This is a genomic window from Winogradskyella psychrotolerans RS-3 (assembly GCF_000427335.1).
Lineage (GTDB): Bacteria > Bacteroidota > Bacteroidia > Flavobacteriales > Flavobacteriaceae > Winogradskyella > Winogradskyella psychrotolerans.
The window spans coordinates 104,712-123,662 of sequence record NZ_ATMR01000091.1; the positions used below are offsets into that span (position 1 = coordinate 104,712).

At 33.1% G+C, this 18,951-nt stretch carries 18 protein-coding genes; 13 read left to right on the plus strand and 5 right to left on the minus strand.

Going from position 1 to position 18,951, the window contains the following annotated elements; genetic code table 11:
* Positions 1–109: 109 nt before the first annotated feature.
* The 4 genes from ADIWIN_RS07095 to ADIWIN_RS07110 all read right to left on the minus strand — a co-directional run bounded on the left by ADIWIN_RS07095 (position 110) and on the right by ADIWIN_RS07110 (position 5,071).
* Positions 110–3,361 carry a cytochrome c biogenesis protein CcsA gene (locus ADIWIN_RS07095; RefSeq protein ID WP_020894356.1) on the minus strand — a complete coding sequence of 1,084 codons (3,252 nt, stop codon included), beginning with the start codon at positions 3,359–3,361 and terminating at the stop codon, positions 110–112.
* A 101-nt stretch (positions 3,362–3,462) separates the two neighbouring features.
* Positions 3,463–3,912 carry a large conductance mechanosensitive channel protein MscL gene (gene mscL / locus ADIWIN_RS07100; protein WP_020894357.1) on the minus strand — a complete coding sequence of 150 codons (450 nt, stop codon included), beginning with the start codon at positions 3,910–3,912 and terminating at the stop codon, positions 3,463–3,465.
* A 56-nt stretch (positions 3,913–3,968) separates the two neighbouring features.
* The gene (locus ADIWIN_RS07105) at positions 3,969–4,358 is read right to left on the minus strand and encodes a group III truncated hemoglobin (protein ID WP_020894358.1); all 390 of its coding nucleotides are present in this window, start codon (positions 4,356–4,358) and stop codon (positions 3,969–3,971) included.
* Positions 4,359–4,609: 251 nt separating this feature from the next.
* Positions 4,610–5,071 carry a transposase gene (locus tag ADIWIN_RS07110; protein WP_020894359.1) on the minus strand — a complete coding sequence of 154 codons (462 nt, stop codon included), beginning with the start codon at positions 5,069–5,071 and terminating at the stop codon, positions 4,610–4,612.
* Between the two features lie 221 nt (positions 5,072–5,292).
* Between ADIWIN_RS07110 and ADIWIN_RS07115 the strand changes: the two genes are divergently transcribed.
* The 11 genes from ADIWIN_RS07115 (at position 5,293) to ADIWIN_RS07165 (ending at position 16,967) form a co-directional block, all read left to right on the plus strand.
* A complete protein-coding gene (locus ADIWIN_RS07115) occupies positions 5,293–6,087 on the plus strand; it encodes a Rossmann-like and DUF2520 domain-containing protein (RefSeq protein WP_020894360.1) in 795 nt (264 codons plus the stop codon).
* 2 nt (positions 6,088–6,089) lie between these two features.
* The gene (locus ADIWIN_RS07120) at positions 6,090–6,623 is read left to right on the plus strand and encodes a KdsC family phosphatase (RefSeq protein ID WP_020894361.1); all 534 of its coding nucleotides are present in this window, start codon (positions 6,090–6,092) and stop codon (positions 6,621–6,623) included.
* A 50-nt stretch (positions 6,624–6,673) separates the two neighbouring features.
* Positions 6,674–6,985 (plus strand): hypothetical protein, encoded by a 312-nt coding sequence (locus tag ADIWIN_RS07125; RefSeq protein WP_040756692.1) that lies wholly within the window; start codon positions 6,674–6,676, stop codon positions 6,983–6,985.
* Positions 6,986–6,992: 7 nt separating this feature from the next.
* The gene (locus ADIWIN_RS07130) at positions 6,993–7,922 is read left to right on the plus strand and encodes a geranylgeranylglycerol-phosphate geranylgeranyltransferase (RefSeq protein WP_081669541.1); all 930 of its coding nucleotides are present in this window, start codon (positions 6,993–6,995) and stop codon (positions 7,920–7,922) included.
* Position 7,923: 1 nt separating this feature from the next.
* Positions 7,924–8,517, plus strand: a complete 594-nt coding sequence (locus tag ADIWIN_RS07135; protein WP_020894364.1) for a Maf-like protein — start codon at positions 7,924–7,926, stop codon at positions 8,515–8,517.
* 73 nt (positions 8,518–8,590) lie between these two features.
* Positions 8,591–9,532 (plus strand): hypothetical protein, encoded by a 942-nt coding sequence (locus tag ADIWIN_RS07140; protein ID WP_020894365.1) that lies wholly within the window; start codon positions 8,591–8,593, stop codon positions 9,530–9,532.
* A gap of 46 nt (positions 9,533–9,578) precedes the next feature.
* Positions 9,579–10,112, plus strand: coding sequence for a mechanosensitive ion channel domain-containing protein (locus ADIWIN_RS07145; protein ID WP_020894366.1), 534 nt, complete (start codon positions 9,579–9,581; stop codon positions 10,110–10,112).
* Between the two features lie 3 nt (positions 10,113–10,115).
* Positions 10,116–11,195, plus strand: a complete 1,080-nt coding sequence (gene corA / locus ADIWIN_RS07150) for a magnesium/cobalt transporter CorA (RefSeq protein WP_020894367.1) — start codon at positions 10,116–10,118, stop codon at positions 11,193–11,195.
* Between the two features lie 304 nt (positions 11,196–11,499).
* Positions 11,500–14,019, plus strand: a complete 2,520-nt coding sequence (locus tag ADIWIN_RS07155) for a PIG-L family deacetylase (protein WP_040756693.1) — start codon at positions 11,500–11,502, stop codon at positions 14,017–14,019.
* Between the two features lie 163 nt (positions 14,020–14,182).
* On the plus strand, positions 14,183–16,000 hold the full coding sequence (locus tag ADIWIN_RS07160; RefSeq protein ID WP_020894369.1) for a sodium:solute symporter family protein: 1,818 nt from the start codon (positions 14,183–14,185) through the stop codon (positions 15,998–16,000).
* Positions 15,990–16,967 (plus strand): Gfo/Idh/MocA family protein, encoded by a 978-nt coding sequence (locus ADIWIN_RS07165; protein WP_020894370.1) that lies wholly within the window; start codon positions 15,990–15,992, stop codon positions 16,965–16,967. The genes ADIWIN_RS07160 and ADIWIN_RS07165 overlap by 11 nt, the downstream gene beginning before the upstream one ends.
* A 117-nt stretch (positions 16,968–17,084) precedes the next feature.
* Here ADIWIN_RS07165 and ADIWIN_RS07170 read toward each other — a convergent pair whose 3' ends face one another.
* Positions 17,085–17,930 (minus strand): DUF2911 domain-containing protein, encoded by an 846-nt coding sequence (locus tag ADIWIN_RS07170; RefSeq protein ID WP_020894371.1) that lies wholly within the window; start codon positions 17,928–17,930, stop codon positions 17,085–17,087.
* A gap of 181 nt (positions 17,931–18,111) precedes the next feature.
* On the opposite strand from ADIWIN_RS07170, the gene ADIWIN_RS07175 reads away from it, so the two are divergent.
* Both ADIWIN_RS07175 and ADIWIN_RS07180 read left to right on the plus strand, forming a co-directional pair.
* The gene (locus ADIWIN_RS07175; protein ID WP_020894372.1) at positions 18,112–18,444 is read left to right on the plus strand and encodes an ArsR/SmtB family transcription factor; all 333 of its coding nucleotides are present in this window, start codon (positions 18,112–18,114) and stop codon (positions 18,442–18,444) included.
* A gap of 21 nt (positions 18,445–18,465) precedes the next feature.
* A complete protein-coding gene (locus ADIWIN_RS07180) occupies positions 18,466–18,936 on the plus strand; it encodes a DUF6428 family protein (protein WP_020894373.1) in 471 nt (156 codons plus the stop codon).
* Positions 18,937–18,951: the final 15 nt, after the last annotated feature.

The window sequence follows — 18,951 nt, forward strand, 5'->3', positions numbered from 1 at the left end:
TTAATAAAAAGGAATTCAACTAACCGGATAACTCTAAACAAAAAATAGGTTGACAAATATTAATATCTATCAACCAATTTTTAAAAAAGTATTCTAAAGTCTATACGTATTACTTATAATGCTTCTTATACTGTATGTAAGATACGATTCCTAATACAGCAATGATGCCCAAAGTTATAGCGATAAACTGGAAGCTTAATATCTGATCTCCACTTGCGTAAGAATGCAATCCTGCTAAGTAAAAATTCACTCCAAAATACGTCATAAGTATACTACCAAAAGCGATGATTGACATTAAGTTATAAATCCATTTTCCTCGCAAACCTGGCACTAATCTCATGTGGATTACAAAGGCATAAATCATAATACTAATAAGTGCCCAAGTTTCTTTAGGATCCCAACCCCAATAGCGTCCCCAACTTTCGTTGGCCCACATACCACCAAGGAAGTTTCCTATTGTTAACAACACTAAACCAACCGTTAACGCCATTTCGTTTACAATGGCTAATTCTTTAATATTGATGAGCATTCGCTCTTTATTATCCTTGTTGGTAAAAATCATTAATAACAATGAAACCACACCCAAAATCATACCTAAAGTAAACGGTCCATAACTCGCAACGATTACCGATACGTGTATCATTAACCAGTACCCTTGTAATACAGGTTGAAGATTTGCAATGGCTGGATCCATCCAATTCCAATGTGCAATCATTAAAATCATTGATGTTACAAAAGCACCTGCAGCAACTGTTATACTAGACGTCGTTATTTTTCCTAAAAATGATGTCTTTTTAGCTGAATTATCTTTTTTCTTAGTTACACCAACAATGAAACCAAAAAGCATAGTTGACCAAGCCACATAAATCATGGACTCGTAAGCATCACTCCATGGTGCATGCCCAGACAAATACCATCTCCAAATTAAGCCTAAAGTATGCATCACAAATAACAATGCGATAACTCCTAATAGGACATTAATAGCCGTCTGAATCCATTTGTTTTTATATTTAAAAATCTGAACAATAATTAATACAAACAACAATGTACCAGCATACATATACCAACTGAATAGTCGTTTGAAAATATCGTAATCGTTGTAAAGGATTTCTGCCTTAATTTTATCGTCAGATAGCATTACCTCACTACCAAATTTCTGTTGTGTTTTTTTGATACCTGTTAATAGTTCTTCGGCTTTAGAATAATCTCCGGTTTGCTTCGCATTATTTAAAGTCACCAAATACGCAACAAAACCATTATTTATAAAATTACCATAAAGCGTATCTTCTATTTTATCTCTTAATCCTTCGTCCCTAAAATCTTTTGAAGATATCCATCGGTTATTATCATCTCCTGGTATTGGAAAAATTTTAATATTACGACCTTCAATAGCGTCAGACAAAAGGCTTAAGCGACCATAGGTTTCTTTAATTTCTTTCTGAAATCCATTTGGTACTTGCGCCTTAAACGACTCTTCTATATATGGACCTAATTTATTCCTTCCATCTTCTGTAAAAAAGTCGAGTAAGCTAGCATAATCCTCAGAATAATCTAAGCCAATTATCCCTCTAATAGAATCTGCTTTTCTCGGTTTTAAATAAATGATTGGCACATTGTACCAAAGCATCGGACTTTCTTGAATGGATAGAAAAACTTGATCGGCATCAAAGTCTTCATAGACATCACTTTTACTTAATTTACGAAGCATTTCAGAAGCATACGTATGCATTGGCATCATACGACCACTATAATCTTGAATGACCATTTCTGAAAATTTCTTTGCATGCTCCTTCGGAGTAATATGAACTCTTAGAATAGAATCGATTTGTTCTTTTCCAGTTTTCTTTTGGTGCGCATGACCATCGTCTTCTGTATGAACTTGTGCAAAACCTGAAAAACTAAATAACAACAAAATCATTGTCATCATTTTGGCTTTCTTCGTTTTCAACTTGGCTAGTTTACTTCTAATATCATCAAAGCGCGTGTTTTTAGCGAATAGAATAGCCATCATACCAAAATATAAGAACATATAACCTGCATAGGTAATGTATGTTCCCCATAGATCGTGATTTACAGAAAGAACAGTTCCTTTTTCATCTGGGTGAAAACTTGCTTGAAAAAAGCGATAGCCTTTATGATCTAAAACATGATTCATATACACACGATAATCAAAATCACCAGATTCTTTATCTAAAACCGTAATTTTACTTTCGTAAGATGAATAAGCCTTTTCTGTACCAGGGTATTTTTCGGCTATAAAATCGTTTAGTTTAATTTCGAAAGGTAATTTTAATACTTTAGGACCATATTGTAAGGCCATTTCTAAGCCTCCAACTTTAAATTCTTTCATGGCTGTATAATTACCTGGACCACCAATAATACCTACTTTTTTTGTATCACCATTTGCTGTTACACTAAAGATAAGCCCATCTGGATCTGCAGCAGTTTTTAAAAGCTCTGGTTTTTTTACAACTCCAAAATCACCTTTTACAATAGGTTTTGGCATTACAATCTGCATGTTCCCAATAATATATCTAGACCTTAAGATTAAGGGTTGTAAACTATCTTTAATTAACTTGCCTGTAGCGCGCGTTGCCATAGTCATGTATTCCCCTTCATAAGGAGAGTTAATGGAAAGCCCATTTTCTGTTTCCATAATATTAATAGCACCTTCTTGAAACTTATTTAAGGATACTAAAACATTGTGAAGATTAGCTACCGTTCCATCTTCTAAAAAGTGGTTATGTGCTCCGGTATCTCCCGCTTCTACAACTTTTAAATAGCGTTTTCCAGTTTCGTTAGGTATAATATCCTCTTCTGCACCTTCTATAAATTCTTCAAGTTTTACGGTAACTTCAGCATCACCATAATCAAACGATTGTTCAAATTCATTATCTAATCGTGGAGAAAAATCGACCTCTTCCTCTATTCTGCGTTGTTGTAGTTGACCATTAACTTTATAATTACCAATAATTCGTCCACCGATATATGTTTTCTGTGAGAAAAATTCGCTTTCAGTAGCTCCTTCTCGTATTGGCATCATACCTTCAAAACCAACATATCGTGTTATAAACGCTCCGAAAAGAATAAGAATGAAAGATAAATGTAAGGTTAATGTTGCCCACTTCTCTTTTTTGTAAAGTCTGAATCTAAAAATGTTACCTAAAAAGTTGATCACAAAAAATACCATAATCGCTTCAAACCACCACGCATTATATATTAAAGTTCTTGTATATGGAGTTGGAGAGGTATCCATATTTCTGTCCAAAATAGTACCAATTGCCATGGCGACGGCAAAGGCTATAAATAAGAAAGCGGTGAGTTTTGTAGAGAATAGGAAATTAGCGATTTTCTTTTGCATAGCTATAGGCTTTTTAGGCTGCGCAAAGATATGACTTTTTAATTATTTGATGATTCAGATTTAGTACTAAAACATGTTAAAATTACACACACAAAAACGGCTTAATTTTCTAGGTTTGATTTAAGCATTTTGTTTTGTTCTTCCATCAATTCTTTTAAATCAGAAAGCAATTGAATGTCTTTTGGTGTCGTAACCGTTTTATCTTTAGAATCATGTGCTCTAGTTCGCAATCTATTCATGCCCTTAACGACTAAAAACACGGTAAATCCTATAACTAAAAAATCTATTAACACGGTGATAAGCGCACCATAACCTATAGCGACCTCACTAGTAATAATTGCACCCGAAGCGTCAGTAAGGGCTTCTCTTAGTATAAGTTTTTTATTATCAAAGTTTACATCATCTGTTAGCAAAGATAATGGTGGCATTAATACAAATTTTACAAGTACATCTATAACCTTATTAAATGATGCACCAATTATGATACCAATTGCCATGTCCATCATGTTTCCTTTGACGGCAAATTCTTTGAATTCTTTGAGAAGTTTCATGTGTGTTTTAATTTTAGATTTTTAAAACCACAAATTTATAATATGCTAATAAATGATTAGCTATTTCTTGCTGCAAAAATATTCATATACATAAAAGTGCCCATTTTACGCGCACGACGTTTGGCATTCTCTGCATAATCTCCTTCAAATAATTCATCTATAGTTTGAAACCAAAGATTTAACCAAAGGCCAAAATGTAATTCGGTGATGCTATTATTAAATGCCGCATCTACTTTTGTATGTGCTTCTAATGGATTACCGTAATATTTGGTTTTTAAAAATAAACTCGATTCCCAAAAGGTAGTTAAATGCTCTAAATGTTGCTCCCAATCTTTAATGGTTTCATTGAAAAATGGGCCTAATTTTTCATCCTTTCTAACCTTCTCGTAAAATTTGGAAACTAATAAGAATATGTCTTCTCTGTTTTTTATATCTGTTTTATTCATCGTGTTACAAATTATACTGTCTCGATTGGAACAATTTGGGTTTGTGATAATTCGTTGCTATTAAAATGTTGTCCATTATATGAACATTGGTAATTACCTTACCTTCTTTTGCCAAATGTGGTCCTCAAAAGAGCCATTTCTACAATTAATTAATAGTACATTTTTCGTCCCTTTAGGGACATTATATTGGTAAAAAAATTACCGTTAATTTATTGTGCCTTTAGGTACAAAATATCTTTTAAATTAAAATTTTACAATACAGATTTTAAAATATAACGTTCATTAAATTCCATATCAAAATCCTTTAACAACATTAAATATGCTTCTTTAAACTCAACCTTTTTGTGATGCTCTACTTGATTTTTGATATAATTAATTATTCTTGGACCTTCAGATTTAGAATAAGAAAACGCACGATATCTTGATTGCCACGAAAATCTGCCATTAAGAAAACTTTTATTATTTATCCATTTTGAAGAGTCGTGTTTTACTTGCTTCATTAATTCAGATAATGACTGTGTTGGTCGCATGCCAAATAAAACATGAATATGGGCAGCCACTCCGTTAATTTGCAAAACCTTGGGGTTGTTGTTTTTAAATATTCCTGTGATGTACTTGTATAATTCGGCTTTCCAACTATCTCTAATTAAACTTTGCCGATTTTGAACCGCAAAAACGGCTTGGATATGAATTTGCGTACACGTGTTTGGCATTGCTCTAAATTATATGGTATACCTAAAGGCACACTGGTTTATTATTGTAAACTAAAATCCACCCATCTTTTATCCCGAACGGGACATATTTAATTGATGTGTCTGTAATATATAACCAAAATAGCTTCCTTTTTACATATCAATTTTTAGAATTACCCAAAGTTATCCTTTTAATCCCATTCTTGTGATTCTAAAATAAGAAATCTTAGTATTTTTACACCATGATATCAGTAGTATTACTTGGTGCTGGCAATGTAGCCACACACTTATATAAAGCCTTTTCAAATTCAGAAACAATAACTATTACGCAATGGTACAATCGCACGCGAGCTTCCATTTCGTCTTATGCCAATATTGTTGACATAACGGATTCGTTAGATGAATTAAAAGAAGCAGACATTTACATTATGGCGGTTAGCGATGATAGTATTGAACAACTATCTATAGATCTACCGTTTACAAACCGTTTTGTAGTGCACACCTCTGGAAGCGTTGCCATGCACGATATAGATAAGAAAAACAAAATCGGGGTTTTCTATCCGTTGCAAACATTTTCTAAAGAGGCAGAAATAGATTTTAGCGAAGTACCAATTTGTGTTGAAGTTTATGAAAAAGAAAACCTTCAACTATTAATAGATTTAGCCAAAGCTGCAGGTTGCAAACCTCAAAAAATCACAACCGAGCAGCGTCAAACACTTCATCTAGCAGCTGTTTTTGTTAATAATTTCACGAATCAACTCTATAGAATTGGTCACGAAATTTGTGAAACAAAAAATATAGAATTTGAAATATTGCATCCTTTAATTGAAGAAACGGCAAAGAAAATTCAACACATGTCTCCTTTTATGGCACAAACAGGTCCCGCAAAACGGAATGATAAAAGAACTATAAAAAGACAGTTAAAGCTAATTGAAAAAGAAGAGCATGAAGCGATTTACAAAATGCTTACCACTTCTATAAAAAAGACGCATGGTATACGATCTACAAGAATCAAAAGCCAGAAAAAACAAAATTAACTATGAGCGACGATAAAAGTTACAAAGAGTATTTAGCAAACATAACCACCTTTATTTTTGATGTTGATGGTGTTTTAACCGATGGTACTATCACCGTGACAACAGATGGTGAAATGCTAAGAACTATGAATATTAAAGACGGATTTGCGTTAAAAACAGCGATTGATGCCGGTTTTAACCTCTGTATTATTTCTGGTGGCTCTAACGAAGGTGTTCGTAAGCGATTAGCAGGATTAGGTATTAAAGACATTTTTTTAGGTTCACACAATAAAATAGAACAACTCAATAGTTACCTAGAACAGCATACTATTTCAAAATCTCAGGTGTTGTATATGGGAGATGACATCCCTGATTATCCTGTAATGAAATTAGTGGGTTTACCATGTTGTCCGCAAGATGCTGTACCAGAGATTAAGGCCGTTTCAAAATACATTTCTCATAAAAATGGAGGAAAAGGAGCGGTAAGAGATGTGATTGAACAAGTACTGAAAGTACAAGGCAAATGGAATGGTAATTTTGATGCTAAGTATGATTAGATAGTTGTTGGTTGTTGGAAATAAAAATCTTATAATTTTTTTTTAAAAACATGTCAAGCGGAAGAAGACATAGTACAGGATTCGGATATATAGGTTTTGGTAATAGTCAAACAACATTTAACCAAAGGTCATCTAAGCCTTTTTCTAAATACAAGGAAAAATTAGACCATGAAGCCCATTTGCACTATAAAATGGCTTTTTTGCATAAAAATTTAACCAAAGAAGACAAGCAAAAAATCAAAGACAAAATCAGAAAGCAAGAACGTAATCTTTTAAAAAAAACAGTGATTATTAGTACCGTTGTTTTTATTATCATTGCATCTGTTATGTATTATATAATTACTAAAATATTATCTCATTAACCTTTAAATGATTCACTTTCTTAATTTAATCCGTTGGAAAAACTTACTAATGATTGCTTTAATGCAATATTTAGTAAAATATGCACTTTTATTACCTTTTCAAGAAAGTCACGGTGTGCTTATTACCTTAAGCGACTTCAACTTTTTTCTTTTAGTTTTAGCAACCGTTTGTATCGCAGCGGCTGGTTATGTTATAAATGACGTTTATGATATTGAAACCGACAGAATCAATAAACCAGACCAACTCATCATTAATAAACATATCACAGAAAAAAATGCCACCACAATATTTATTATACTTAATATTATAGGAGTTGGTTTAGGGTTTTACTTATCTAATGGCATTGGTAAACCTGAGTTTTTTGCCATCTTTTTTGTCACTTCCGCACTACTCTATATGTACGCTTCATTTTTAAAGCAAATTGCTATTGTTGGCAATGTAGTGGTTTCAATTATGGTTTGTTTGAGTATTTTATTAGTTGGTGTTTTTGAATTAATTCCGGCCATGACGGAAAACAATAAAGCCATTCAGACAACTTTTTTATACATCATTAGAGATTATGCCTTTTTTGCTTTAATGATTAATTTTGTTAGAGAACTAGTAAAAGATATTGAAGATATCGATGGAGATCATAAAGCTGGGATACAAACATTACCTATTCTTTTAGGACGAGAGCGCAGTACTAAAATAGTATTTATGCTGTCATTAATTCCAATCGTTTCTATTGTATATTATGTAATTACCTATTTATTTAAACAGCAACTTGTTGTTGGATACTTTTTAATTTTTGTTATAGCTCCATTAATTTACGTAAGCATAAAATTATTTAGTGCAGAAAGCAAAGCACAATACAAACACATTAGCTTCATTTTAAAATTAGTGATGCTTACAGGAATGTTGTCCTTATTACTTTATAAATTTATTATTCTAAACTAAAATGCTAAACGACAAACTTAAAGATTTCAATATTATTCTGGCTTCAGCTTCACCTCGTCGTCATACATTTTTAAAGGAAATGAATCTCGATTTCGAAATTCAGTTAAAACCAGTTGAAGAGATTTATCCCCAAAATTTAAAACGTGAAGACATCACCGATTTTTTAGCAAAACTGAAAGCGGAACCTTTTTTAGATAATCTTCAAAATAACGATATCTTAATTACAAGTGACACTATTGTTTGGTTAGACAATAAAGCCATTGGAAAACCAAAGGATGAAGAGGATGCATTTAAGATGATAAAATCTTTAAGCAATACATCACATGAAGTGGTTACGTCGATCTGTTTCACTCAAAAAACGGAACTACGTATTGTTAACACCATTACCAAAGTAACGTTTAAAGCCTTAACTGACGAGGAAATTAAATACTACGTTAATACCTACAAACCGTTAGATAAAGCAGGTGCTTATGGCATACAAGAATGGATTGGTGCCATTGCCATTACATCTATTGAAGGATCGTATAATAACGTGGTGGGCTTACCTACACATTTAGTTTATGAAACGTTAAATACCATTGTAGACCATAATTAGAATCTTATCTTTATTATTGGATATTCGGCAGCGCATTTTCATACGTCATGCCATCTAAAAACACGTAATAATTATGATAAGAATTATAAAACCCAAGCTACTAGTTGTAATAATTGGACTAATTTCAATCTTCACATCTTGTAAAGAAAACACGACTGCTACTACTCCAGAAATTAATACCGTTTCAGAATCTGAATCTGAAGTTGTAAATCCAAAAGCAAAATTGTCCGATGATTTTAAAAATTATTGGTACAATGGTGAAGCAGAAATCACATCTTATAAACTTGAACAAGCGCGTTACGGTGAACTAAGAGAAGGCACAGCTGTTTTAGTATTTGTAACCGAAGACTTTTTACCAGACGCCCAAGTTAAAGCAGATAGTTATAGAGAAAACAACATTCCGGTTTTAAAATTAAATGCAACCAAGAATTTTAATACGGGAATTTATCCGTACTCTATAATGCAGAGTACGTTTTATCCTGTAGCGAACAATCAACATGCATTAAAAATTTCGACATCTGTGCAAGAATGGTGCGGACATGTTTATACCCAGTTAAATAATCGCGATGTGTTTGAGGTAACATCGCATTCTTATTTTCAAGGTGAGGCGGACGAAAACTTTAAAATAGACAAAGCTTGGACAGAAAATGAATTATGGGCAAAATTAAGAATAGATCCTAAAAGTCTTCCTGTGGGTGAAATAGAACTTATTCCTTCTTTAGAATCCGCAAGGCTTAATCACGATGCTTTAAAAGCACAAAAAGCTAATGCCACTTTAGAAAACAATAGTTATACTTTAACTTATCATGAATTACAACGGACTTTAAAAATAAATTTCAATCCTAATTTTCCGTTCGATATTTTAGGCTGGGAAGAAACCATTACAAGTGGTATGGGTTCTTCTGCTGAGACTTTAACTTCAAAAGCTTCGAAATTAGAAACCATTAAATCGGACTATTGGAACAAAAAAAGTAAGTCAGATGTCAATCTTAGAGAAACTTTAAAATTGCAATAAACTTCACCGATTCTGAATTATATTTGTTTAGCAAAATAAGCCCTACATGAGTTCACTCTTTTATAACTATCAAGACCAAATAGTTTCCACAATTGCATTATTAATTATAATATTTATAATTAGAAAGATTATTGTACTAACGGTAAAAAAAATAGGTAAAAAAAGTGGCACAACAGAAGCTAGAGCTGCATTAATAGGTCGCTATGTTACAGTTCTATTAGTGTCTATTGCTATACTTATTGAAACTTTTATTCTTGGTGCAGAAGCACGAGATGTCACACTTGTTTTTTCTTCTGTTTTTGCAGTTATAGGTATTGCCCTTTTTGCAATTTGGTCTATTTTAAGTAATATTACTTCTGGTATTATTATGTTTTTTTCCTTTCCATATAAAGTCGGTGATAAAATAAAAATTCACGATAAAGACGATTCTATAATAGGTATTATCGAAGATATTAGAGCGTTTCAAATTCATCTTAGAGACGAAAATGGAAATTTAGTGACCTACCCTAATAATCTTATTCTTCAAAAAGCAGTAACTTTATTGCAAAAGGACGCTTTAGACGATACTAGTATTTTATAACCTATGAAGAAGAAAACGGTAAAAAAACGTACACATAATTACAAGAAACACATAGGAAAAGCCCCTGGTACATTGGTATATACAGGGAAGAAAACGGAAAAACAACTTCATATAGAATCTTTCGATTACACGAAAGAAACGCTAAAAGAAAATGTTTTAACCAATATAGAAGATGCAAAGTCTTATAAGGAAACGGATTCCGTTACTTGGATAAATATTGATGGACTAAATTCGCTAAGTGAAATTGAAAGTATAGGCAAACAATATGAGTTACATCCACTTGTTTTAGAAGATATTGTAAATACCACGCAACGTCCTAAAATAGACGAATACGATGATTACCTGTTTATCGTTCTCAAAATGTTATACTACGATACGGATGAAAACGTCGTTATAGAACAAGTGAGTTTAGTATTAGGTAAAAACTACGTGTTGTCTTTTCAGGAATCTGAAGGTGACGTGTTTGATACGGTTAGAGAACGAATTCGACTTGGTAATGGACGTATTAGAGGTTTAAAATCTGATTATTTATTGTACGCCTTAATTGATGCTGTTGTAGATCATTATTTCAGCATTATTGAAACTCTAGGTAATAAGATTGAAGATTTAGAAAACGATTTGTTTGAAGGACATGCAAAAGACAATATTAATATTGAAGTCCAACAACTTAAGCGCGAAATATTAAAAGTTCGCCGCGCTATTTTCCCACTACGTGAAATCATAAATCGGATTGAAAAGGGTGAACATCCATTAATCTACAAACGCACAATCACCTATTACCGAGATATTTATGATCACCTAATTCAAGTATCTGAAAACATAGATATATATCGCGAAATGATTTGGAGTTTAATGGACATGTACATGTCAACCATTAGCAACCGTATGAATGAAGTGATGAAGGTACTTACTATAATGTCGTCTATCTTTATTCCATTAACCTTTCTTGCTGGTATCTATGGAATGAACTTTGAATACATACCAGAACTAAACTATCATAATGGCTATTTTATTCTTTTGGGTGTCATGTTTGTGATGTTTATTTTAATGCTATTTTATTTTAAACGTAAGAAGTGGTTGTAGTGATCTAAATAATAAAAAGGACAAGAACAATTGATAAAAAAATGAGAGCTCCTAAAACAACATCAAGTTACACTCTCTAAAATCACAAAGTGCCAATAAGTCAATTCTTCCTACTAAGTAACTTTAGCACAGACTTATTACAACATTATACGAACTAAAAATAAATTCCTATTGTTTAATTATATTAGCAATTAGAGCTATTAAAGTCATCATTAAGTAAAAACACCAACGTTAAAAAAATCTAAAACAAAGTTCATAGCCTAGTAACTTTCCTATATTTGAAACGCAACTAACTAAGAACCTCATGTACCAACTTAGACTCTGTCTATTGCTTTTTATAAGCACTATCGTTTCATTACAAGCACAACAACCCAAAAACCATACTTCATCAGAAATTTACGAAGCCGTTCAAAAACTCAATTTTTTGGGCTCTGTACTTTATATTGCAGCCCATCCAGATGATGAAAATACACGCTTAATTTCATATATGTCTAATGAAGTAAAAGCACGTACGGCCTATTTATCCTTAACACGTGGAGATGGTGGTCAAAACCTAATTGGTCCAGAAATCAGAGAACTTTTAGGAGTGATTAGAACACAAGAATTATTAGCCGCAAGACGTACTGATGGTGGAGAACAACGCTTTACAAGAGCTAATGATTTTGGTTATTCTAAACATCCGGACGAAACTTTAGAAATCTGGAATAAAGACGACGTTCTCGCAGATGTCGTTTGGGCAATAAGAACATTTAAACCAGACGTTATCATTAACCGTTTCGACCACAGAAGAGCTGGAGAAACACATGGTCATCACACAGCTTCTGCAATGTTAAGTATGGAAGCTTTTGATATTGTAAATGATGCTTCAAAATATTCGTCTCAATTAGAACTTACTGAAACATGGCAGCCAAAACGTTTATTTTACAACACGTCTTGGTGGCGCTATGGAAGTCAAAAAGAATTTGATAAATTAGACAAGAGCAATATGCTCACCTTCGATGTTGGTAAATATTATACATCTAAAGGAAAGTCTAACAACGAGATTGCCGCCTTAGCTAGCAGTCAGCATTTGTCTCAAGGTTTTGGTCGGTTATCAGAACGTGGATCTCAAAATGAATACATCGAATTTTTAAAAGGAGAATCCTTAAACAATAGCGATAATATTTTCGAAGGTATTGATACCTCATGGAATCGTGTTTCAGGTGGAAAAGCAATAGGAAACATCCTAAAATCAGTTGAAACTAATTTCAATTTTAGAAATCCATCGGCACATTTACCACAACTTTTAGAGGCTTATAAATTGCTTCAAACTATAAAAGATAAACATTGGAGAACCGTTAAAACCAAAGAACTAAAAACAATTATTGAAGCTTGTGCTGGTTTGTATTTAGAAGTTTCAGCAAATACACCAAGTGCCGCGCCAAGTTCTGATGTGAAGTTAAACATGGAAGTTTTAAACAGAAGCACCGCCAATATTAATTTGGCGTCCTATAATCTTTCAACATTACCTACTGGGATATCTAAAAACATGCCATTAGCTTCCAATCAAAAATTAAATTTTGAAGACCATATTAGCATTCCAAATAAAAGTAAATATACCACGCCTTATTGGTTAAATAACAAAAGCACATTAGGCATGTATAACGTAAAAAATCAAAACTTAATTGGCTTACCGGAAACTCCAAGAGCTGTTTTTGTTGATTTTAATTTATTGATCGAAGGCACACCGATTACAATAACCAAACCTGTAGTGTATCGCTATTCCAAACCAGATAAAGGGGAATTGTATCGTCCTTTCGAAATCATTCCTATTGTGTCTGCAAGCCTAAGTCATAAGGTCTATATTTTCGAAAACGATGGTCAGAAAGACATTGAAGTTACTGTAAAAGCGGGTAAAGATGCTATTACCGGTTTTGTTCAAATGGCTTATCCCGATGGTTGGCAAGTCTTTCCTCAGAAACAAAAAATTGAGATTGGTAATAAAGGAGATATTCAAAAAGTGATGTTCACGGTTATTCCACCAAAAAATCAAAGCGAAGGCTCAATTACACCAATGGTTAATATTGATGGTAAATTTTACACCGATGAGATTATTGAAATTGATTATGCGCACATTCCTTTTCAAACCGTTTTAATGCCAAGCGAAAGCAAAGTGGTACGATTAGATATTAAAATACAAGGTAATAGTATTGGTTATATTGAAGGTGCTGGAGATGTAGTCCCTGAAAGTTTAAGGCAAATTGGATACGACGTCACCATTATTAAACCCGAACAAATTACCCCAGAAAACCTTGATGACTTTGATGCTATAGTTATGGGAATTAGAGCTTATAACATCGTTGAAGATTTACAATTTAAACAACGCTTTTTATTGGATTACGTAAAAGATGGTGGAAATTTAATCATTCAGTACAACACGAGTAGAGGTATAAAAGTTGATAATTTAGCTCCTTACGATTTACAATTATCTAGAGATCGTGTTACAGACGAGAATGCCTTGGTAAGAATATTAGAACCTAATCATCCGATTCTAAATTTTCCTAATAAAATTGGAATTCAAGATTTTGAAGGTTGGGTACAAGAACGCGGCTTGTATTTTCCTGATAAATGGTCCACAGAATTTACACCATTACTTGCGTCTAACGACAAGGGTGAAAATTCGAAAGAAGGCGCCTTGCTAGTTGCAAAATATGGAAAAGGCAACTATATTTACACAGGTCTCAGTTTCTTTAGGGAATTTCCGGCAGGAGTTCCAGGTGCATACAGACTCTTTGCAAATCTGCTATCTGCAGGTAAACAAGAATCCAATACACTAAAAAACTAAAAGACCTAATAACTAACTAACTAACAACCCATAAATGAGCAACAAGAACCAACCAGAAGCAAAACAAAAATGGAGCAAAATGTACACTGCTGTTTTAATAGCTAATGCTCTCTATATTGTCTTATTTTACTTTATCACAGCTTCATTCGCATAAAAAGATATAATGCAGCAAACTTTAGATTGGATTGATTGGACGGTTTTAATAGCAACCTTAACTACTATTGTTGGGTATGGAACCTGGAAAACCCGAGGTCGGAAAAACGCACAAGATTACATAAAAGGAGGTAATACGTCTAAATGGTGGACGATTGGTCTATCCGTAATGGCCACACAAGCTAGCGCCATTACATTCCTTTCTACAACAGGTCAGGCATTTTCTGATGGTATGGGATTTGTCCAGTTTTATTTCGGACTTCCTATTGCCATGGTTATTATTTGTTTGGTATTTATTCCGCTTTACCATCGGCTTAAAGTTTACACGGCCTACGAATTTTTAGAAAATCGATTCGACCTTAAAACCAGAAGCTTAACAGCCATCCTCTTTTTAATTCAACGTGGATTAGCAGCCGGAATTACGATTTTTGCTCCAGCCATTATTCTTTCCGTGGTATTAGGTTGGAATATTGTGACACTCAACATTATAATTGGTCTTTTAGTGATTATCTACACCGTTTCTGGTGGTACAAAAGCCGTAACGGTAACGCAAAAACAGCAAATGTTCGTCATTTTTGGAGGAATGATAGCTGCATTATGTATTATCATTAATTTAATTCCTGAAGAAGTTTCTTTTATAGATGCCATTGATATTGCTGGCGCCACTGGTAAAATGAAAGTTTTAGATTTTTCATTCGATTTAGAAAATAGATATACGGTTTGGACAGGTCTTATTGGTGGAACATTCTTAATGCTCTCCTACTTTGGTACAGACCAAAGCCAAGTGCAACGTTATCTCTCGGGTAAATCCATGAAAGAAATGCAAATGGGTTTATTGTTTAATGGTATGCTTAAAGTACCAATGCAATTCTTCATTCTACTTGTTGGTGTCATGGTATTTGTTTTTTATCAATTTAATCCCTCACCTTTAAATTTTATAGATAAATCCGAACAGACTGTTTTAGCTTCGGAATATGGAGATGAATACAGAACGCTTCAAGATAAACAATCGGTATTATTTTCTAAAAAACAAAAAGTGAGTTTAGCACTATCTAAAAGCACTGATGATCGTTTAAAAACAGAATTATTTCAACTCGATAGTATTGAAAAAACCTACCGTTCTGAATCTAAATTTTTAATTAAGAAAGCTGTTGACGTAGATTATACGTCGGCATATAATACGCTTAAAAATGAAGTTGAGGCCTTAAAATCTAAACCAGAAAGTGAAGCGTATCTCACAAAATCAGCAGCACTGACCTCACTCTATAAAGATGCAGCTAAAGACACACAAACCAATGACAGAGATTATATGTTCATTCGGTTTATTTTAAATAATCTACCGACAGGTTTAATTGGCTTATTATTGGCTGTTATTCTATCTGCAGCGATGTCATCAACAGCATCAGAAATTAATGCACTCGCAACGATTACTTCTATTGATTTATATGGAAGAAACCAAAAAGAAGATAAGGGTGAAGAACACATGGTAAAAATGACCAAATGGTTTACGTTTGGTTGGGGAATTGTGGCCATAATTATTGCTTGTTTTGCAGATCTTGCTGAAAATTTAATTCAACTCGTAAATATTATCGGTTCTATTTTTTATGGAAATGTACTTGGTATATTCTTACTCGCTTTCTTCTTTAAATACATTAAAGGAAACGCTGTGTTTATTGGCGCCTTACTAACACAAGCCATTGTTGTCATTGGCTGGTGGTTTGATTGGATGCCGTATTTATGGCTTAATTTATTTGGTTGTGTCGTCGTAATAACAATTGCAAACATTTTACAAATGCTATTGCCTAAAAAATCGCAAGTTGAAATCTAAAATCATTAATTGGGGAATTATTGGAGCAGGAAAAATAGCATCTAAATTTGCTACCGATTTAAATACGGTTTCAAATTCCAAACTCTATGCTATTGCATCTCGAAACTTAGAAAAAGCTAAACTCTTCGGTCAAGAATATCAAGCAACGATAGCTTACGGGAGCTACGAAGACTTGGTCTTAGATTCTAATATTGATGCCATTTACATTGCGACACCTCATAGTTTTCATAAAGCACATACTATTTTATGTCTCAACCACAATAAAGCGGTGTTGTGTGAAAAGCCGTTTGCCATGAATTTGGAAGAAGTTGAGGAAATGATTCAGCTTTCAAAAGAGAAAAATACGCTTTTAATGGAAGCGCTATGGACTATTTTTCTTCCACATTATCAATATGTTTTAGACCTACTTCAAAAAAAGCACTTCGGTACTATTACAAAGCTTGAAGCTGATTTTGGTTTTCATCCAACCTATAATGAAACCTCAAGAGTTTTTGATAAATCCGTTGGAGGAGGAAGTTTATTAGATATAGGAATTTACCCCGTTTTTGCTGCGCTTTCAACATTAGCAAAACCAAATAAGGTTGAAGCGAAAGCTCAGTTTTTCGATTCTGGAGCAGACTCAGAATGTAACATTGTCTTTCATTATGAAAATGCGAAAGCCGTATTAAAAAGTACACTTTTGCAAGAAACCAATACAGAAGCCATTTTTCATTGCGAAAAAGGAACTATAAAAATTAATGGACGTTTTCACGAACCATCTTCTGTAACATTAATTGATCATTTAGGAAATTCTGAATTAAAAGAATTCGATATTAAAACGATTGGATATAGCTATGAGATTGAGCATTTTAATCAACTCATTAGAGATGGTAAAAATGAAAGTGATCTGATGACTTTTGAAAAAAGTAAGCTATTGATTAGCACTTTAGATGAAATTAGAACATTGATTGGTTTAGACTATAGCTAATAGCAATTTAACAAAACTAAAAACGCAACACTTTTGTTTACTATGAGTAACAAAAAAGTTGCGTTTTTTAATTTATAAAGAACTAAAGGCTAAAAGCCAAAAGCAAGCAGCTATAAACTACTTAGCTCCCCATTCTTTTAAAGAATCTTCATTCATTTTAACATAGTCAGCATTTTTTGCCTCTTTAGAAGCAGCTAATGATTTTTTTGCAATTGCAATAGCTTCCTTCTTATCTCCTACCTTAGCATAGATTAAAGATTGCTTACGTAATTGCCAGAACGTTGGTTGTTTTGTCATTGACATAGACTTATCAATCCACTCTTTTGCTTTTGTGATATCTTTACCTTCTTCTAAATTATATACTGCCGCAGCGTAATAATCGTTTGCAGAAGGTCCTGCCATTACTTTATCAATTGCAGCAGATACTGCTTTATCAGTCGGTACTTTAAACTCTACACCAACATAAGTTTTCTCCCACATGATACCAATAACTGCAGAACTACTAGTTATATCATCAATAGAAATTGTAAACGATTGAATGTCCATTTCAATAGGATAAACTGGTGTCGTTACACGAGCTGCTACTTTAGATTCATCAAATTCGGCTGGCGTACCACCTGCAGCATGTTCTGTGTAAAAAACAACATCCCAAGTTTTAGCTTGTGGTATTGTAAAAATAGCATAAGTTCCTGCTTTTACTTCTTTACCCCCAATAGTAACATCATTACTAAATGTAATCTTAGTTCTTGCATTTGCTCCTGTTCTCCATACTTTTCCGTAAGGCACTAGTTCGCCAAAAATTGTTCTTCCGCGCATAGCTGGACGAGAATAATCAATAGAAACATCAGTTAAACCAACAACTTGCTCAATTTTTGCTGCAGGACTTGGCTGTGGTGTTTCAATTTGTGCATTTACCGAAAACATTAAAGTTAAGGCAAATGTAAAAAGTACTAATTTCTTCATTTTTTATAGTGTTAAGTGTTGTTAATTATTAAATGTAAAATTACGACTTAACAAAAGTTGTATATGTTAAGGAATCCTTAAAATCAATTAAATACCAATGACCACTAAAAAATAATTCATTAAATAATTTGAATTGTAAACCTTTAATCGTAATATTGCAATATAATAATATACTTAGATTATGGGTTTAACTAAAACAGAGATTTTTACTTTAGAGCAAAACCAAATTTCTAGCATTGCAAAAGTTTTTGGTCATCCAGCGAGAGTGGCTATTCTTCAACATTTATTTAAAATAGATTCTTGTATTTGTGGAGATTTAGTGGATGAAATTGGTTTAGCACAACCTACCATTTCTCAGCATCTAAAAGAATTAAAAAAAATAGGACTTATAAAAGGAAACATTACAGGCACTAGCATTTGCTATTGTATCGATAAAGAGAATTGGACTACCATGAAAACAACCTTAACAGCCTTTCTAGACCAAGATCTTGAAGACTCTAATAACTGTTGTTAAATAACATTAAAACATTTACTTATGAAACTATCAGAAATTAAATCAAAATTAAAAGTATTAGACACTATAGCGTTTCAATTACCAAACGGCACTTTAGTACCAAATCACTTTCATGTGACGGAAGTTGGTAAAATATCGAAAAATTTTATTGATTGTGGTGGCACTGTAAGAACTGAAAATGTGGCGAACTTTCAACTTTGGGAAGCAGACGACTACGACCACAGATTACATCCTGAAAAACTATTAAATATTATAGAACTTTCTGAAAAAGTGCTACATATTGAAGACTTAGAAATTGAAGTCGAATACCAAGGAGATACTATAGGGAAATATGGATTAGATTTTGACGGCACCAATTTTTTATTGACTTCAAAGTTGACCGATTGTTTAGCTAAAGACAAATGTGGTATTCCTGAAAAGAAGCCAAAACTTAAGTTTTCAGATTTACAAAATGAAGGTCCATCTTGTGCTCCAGGTTCTGGATGCTGCTAAACATTAAAATTTTAA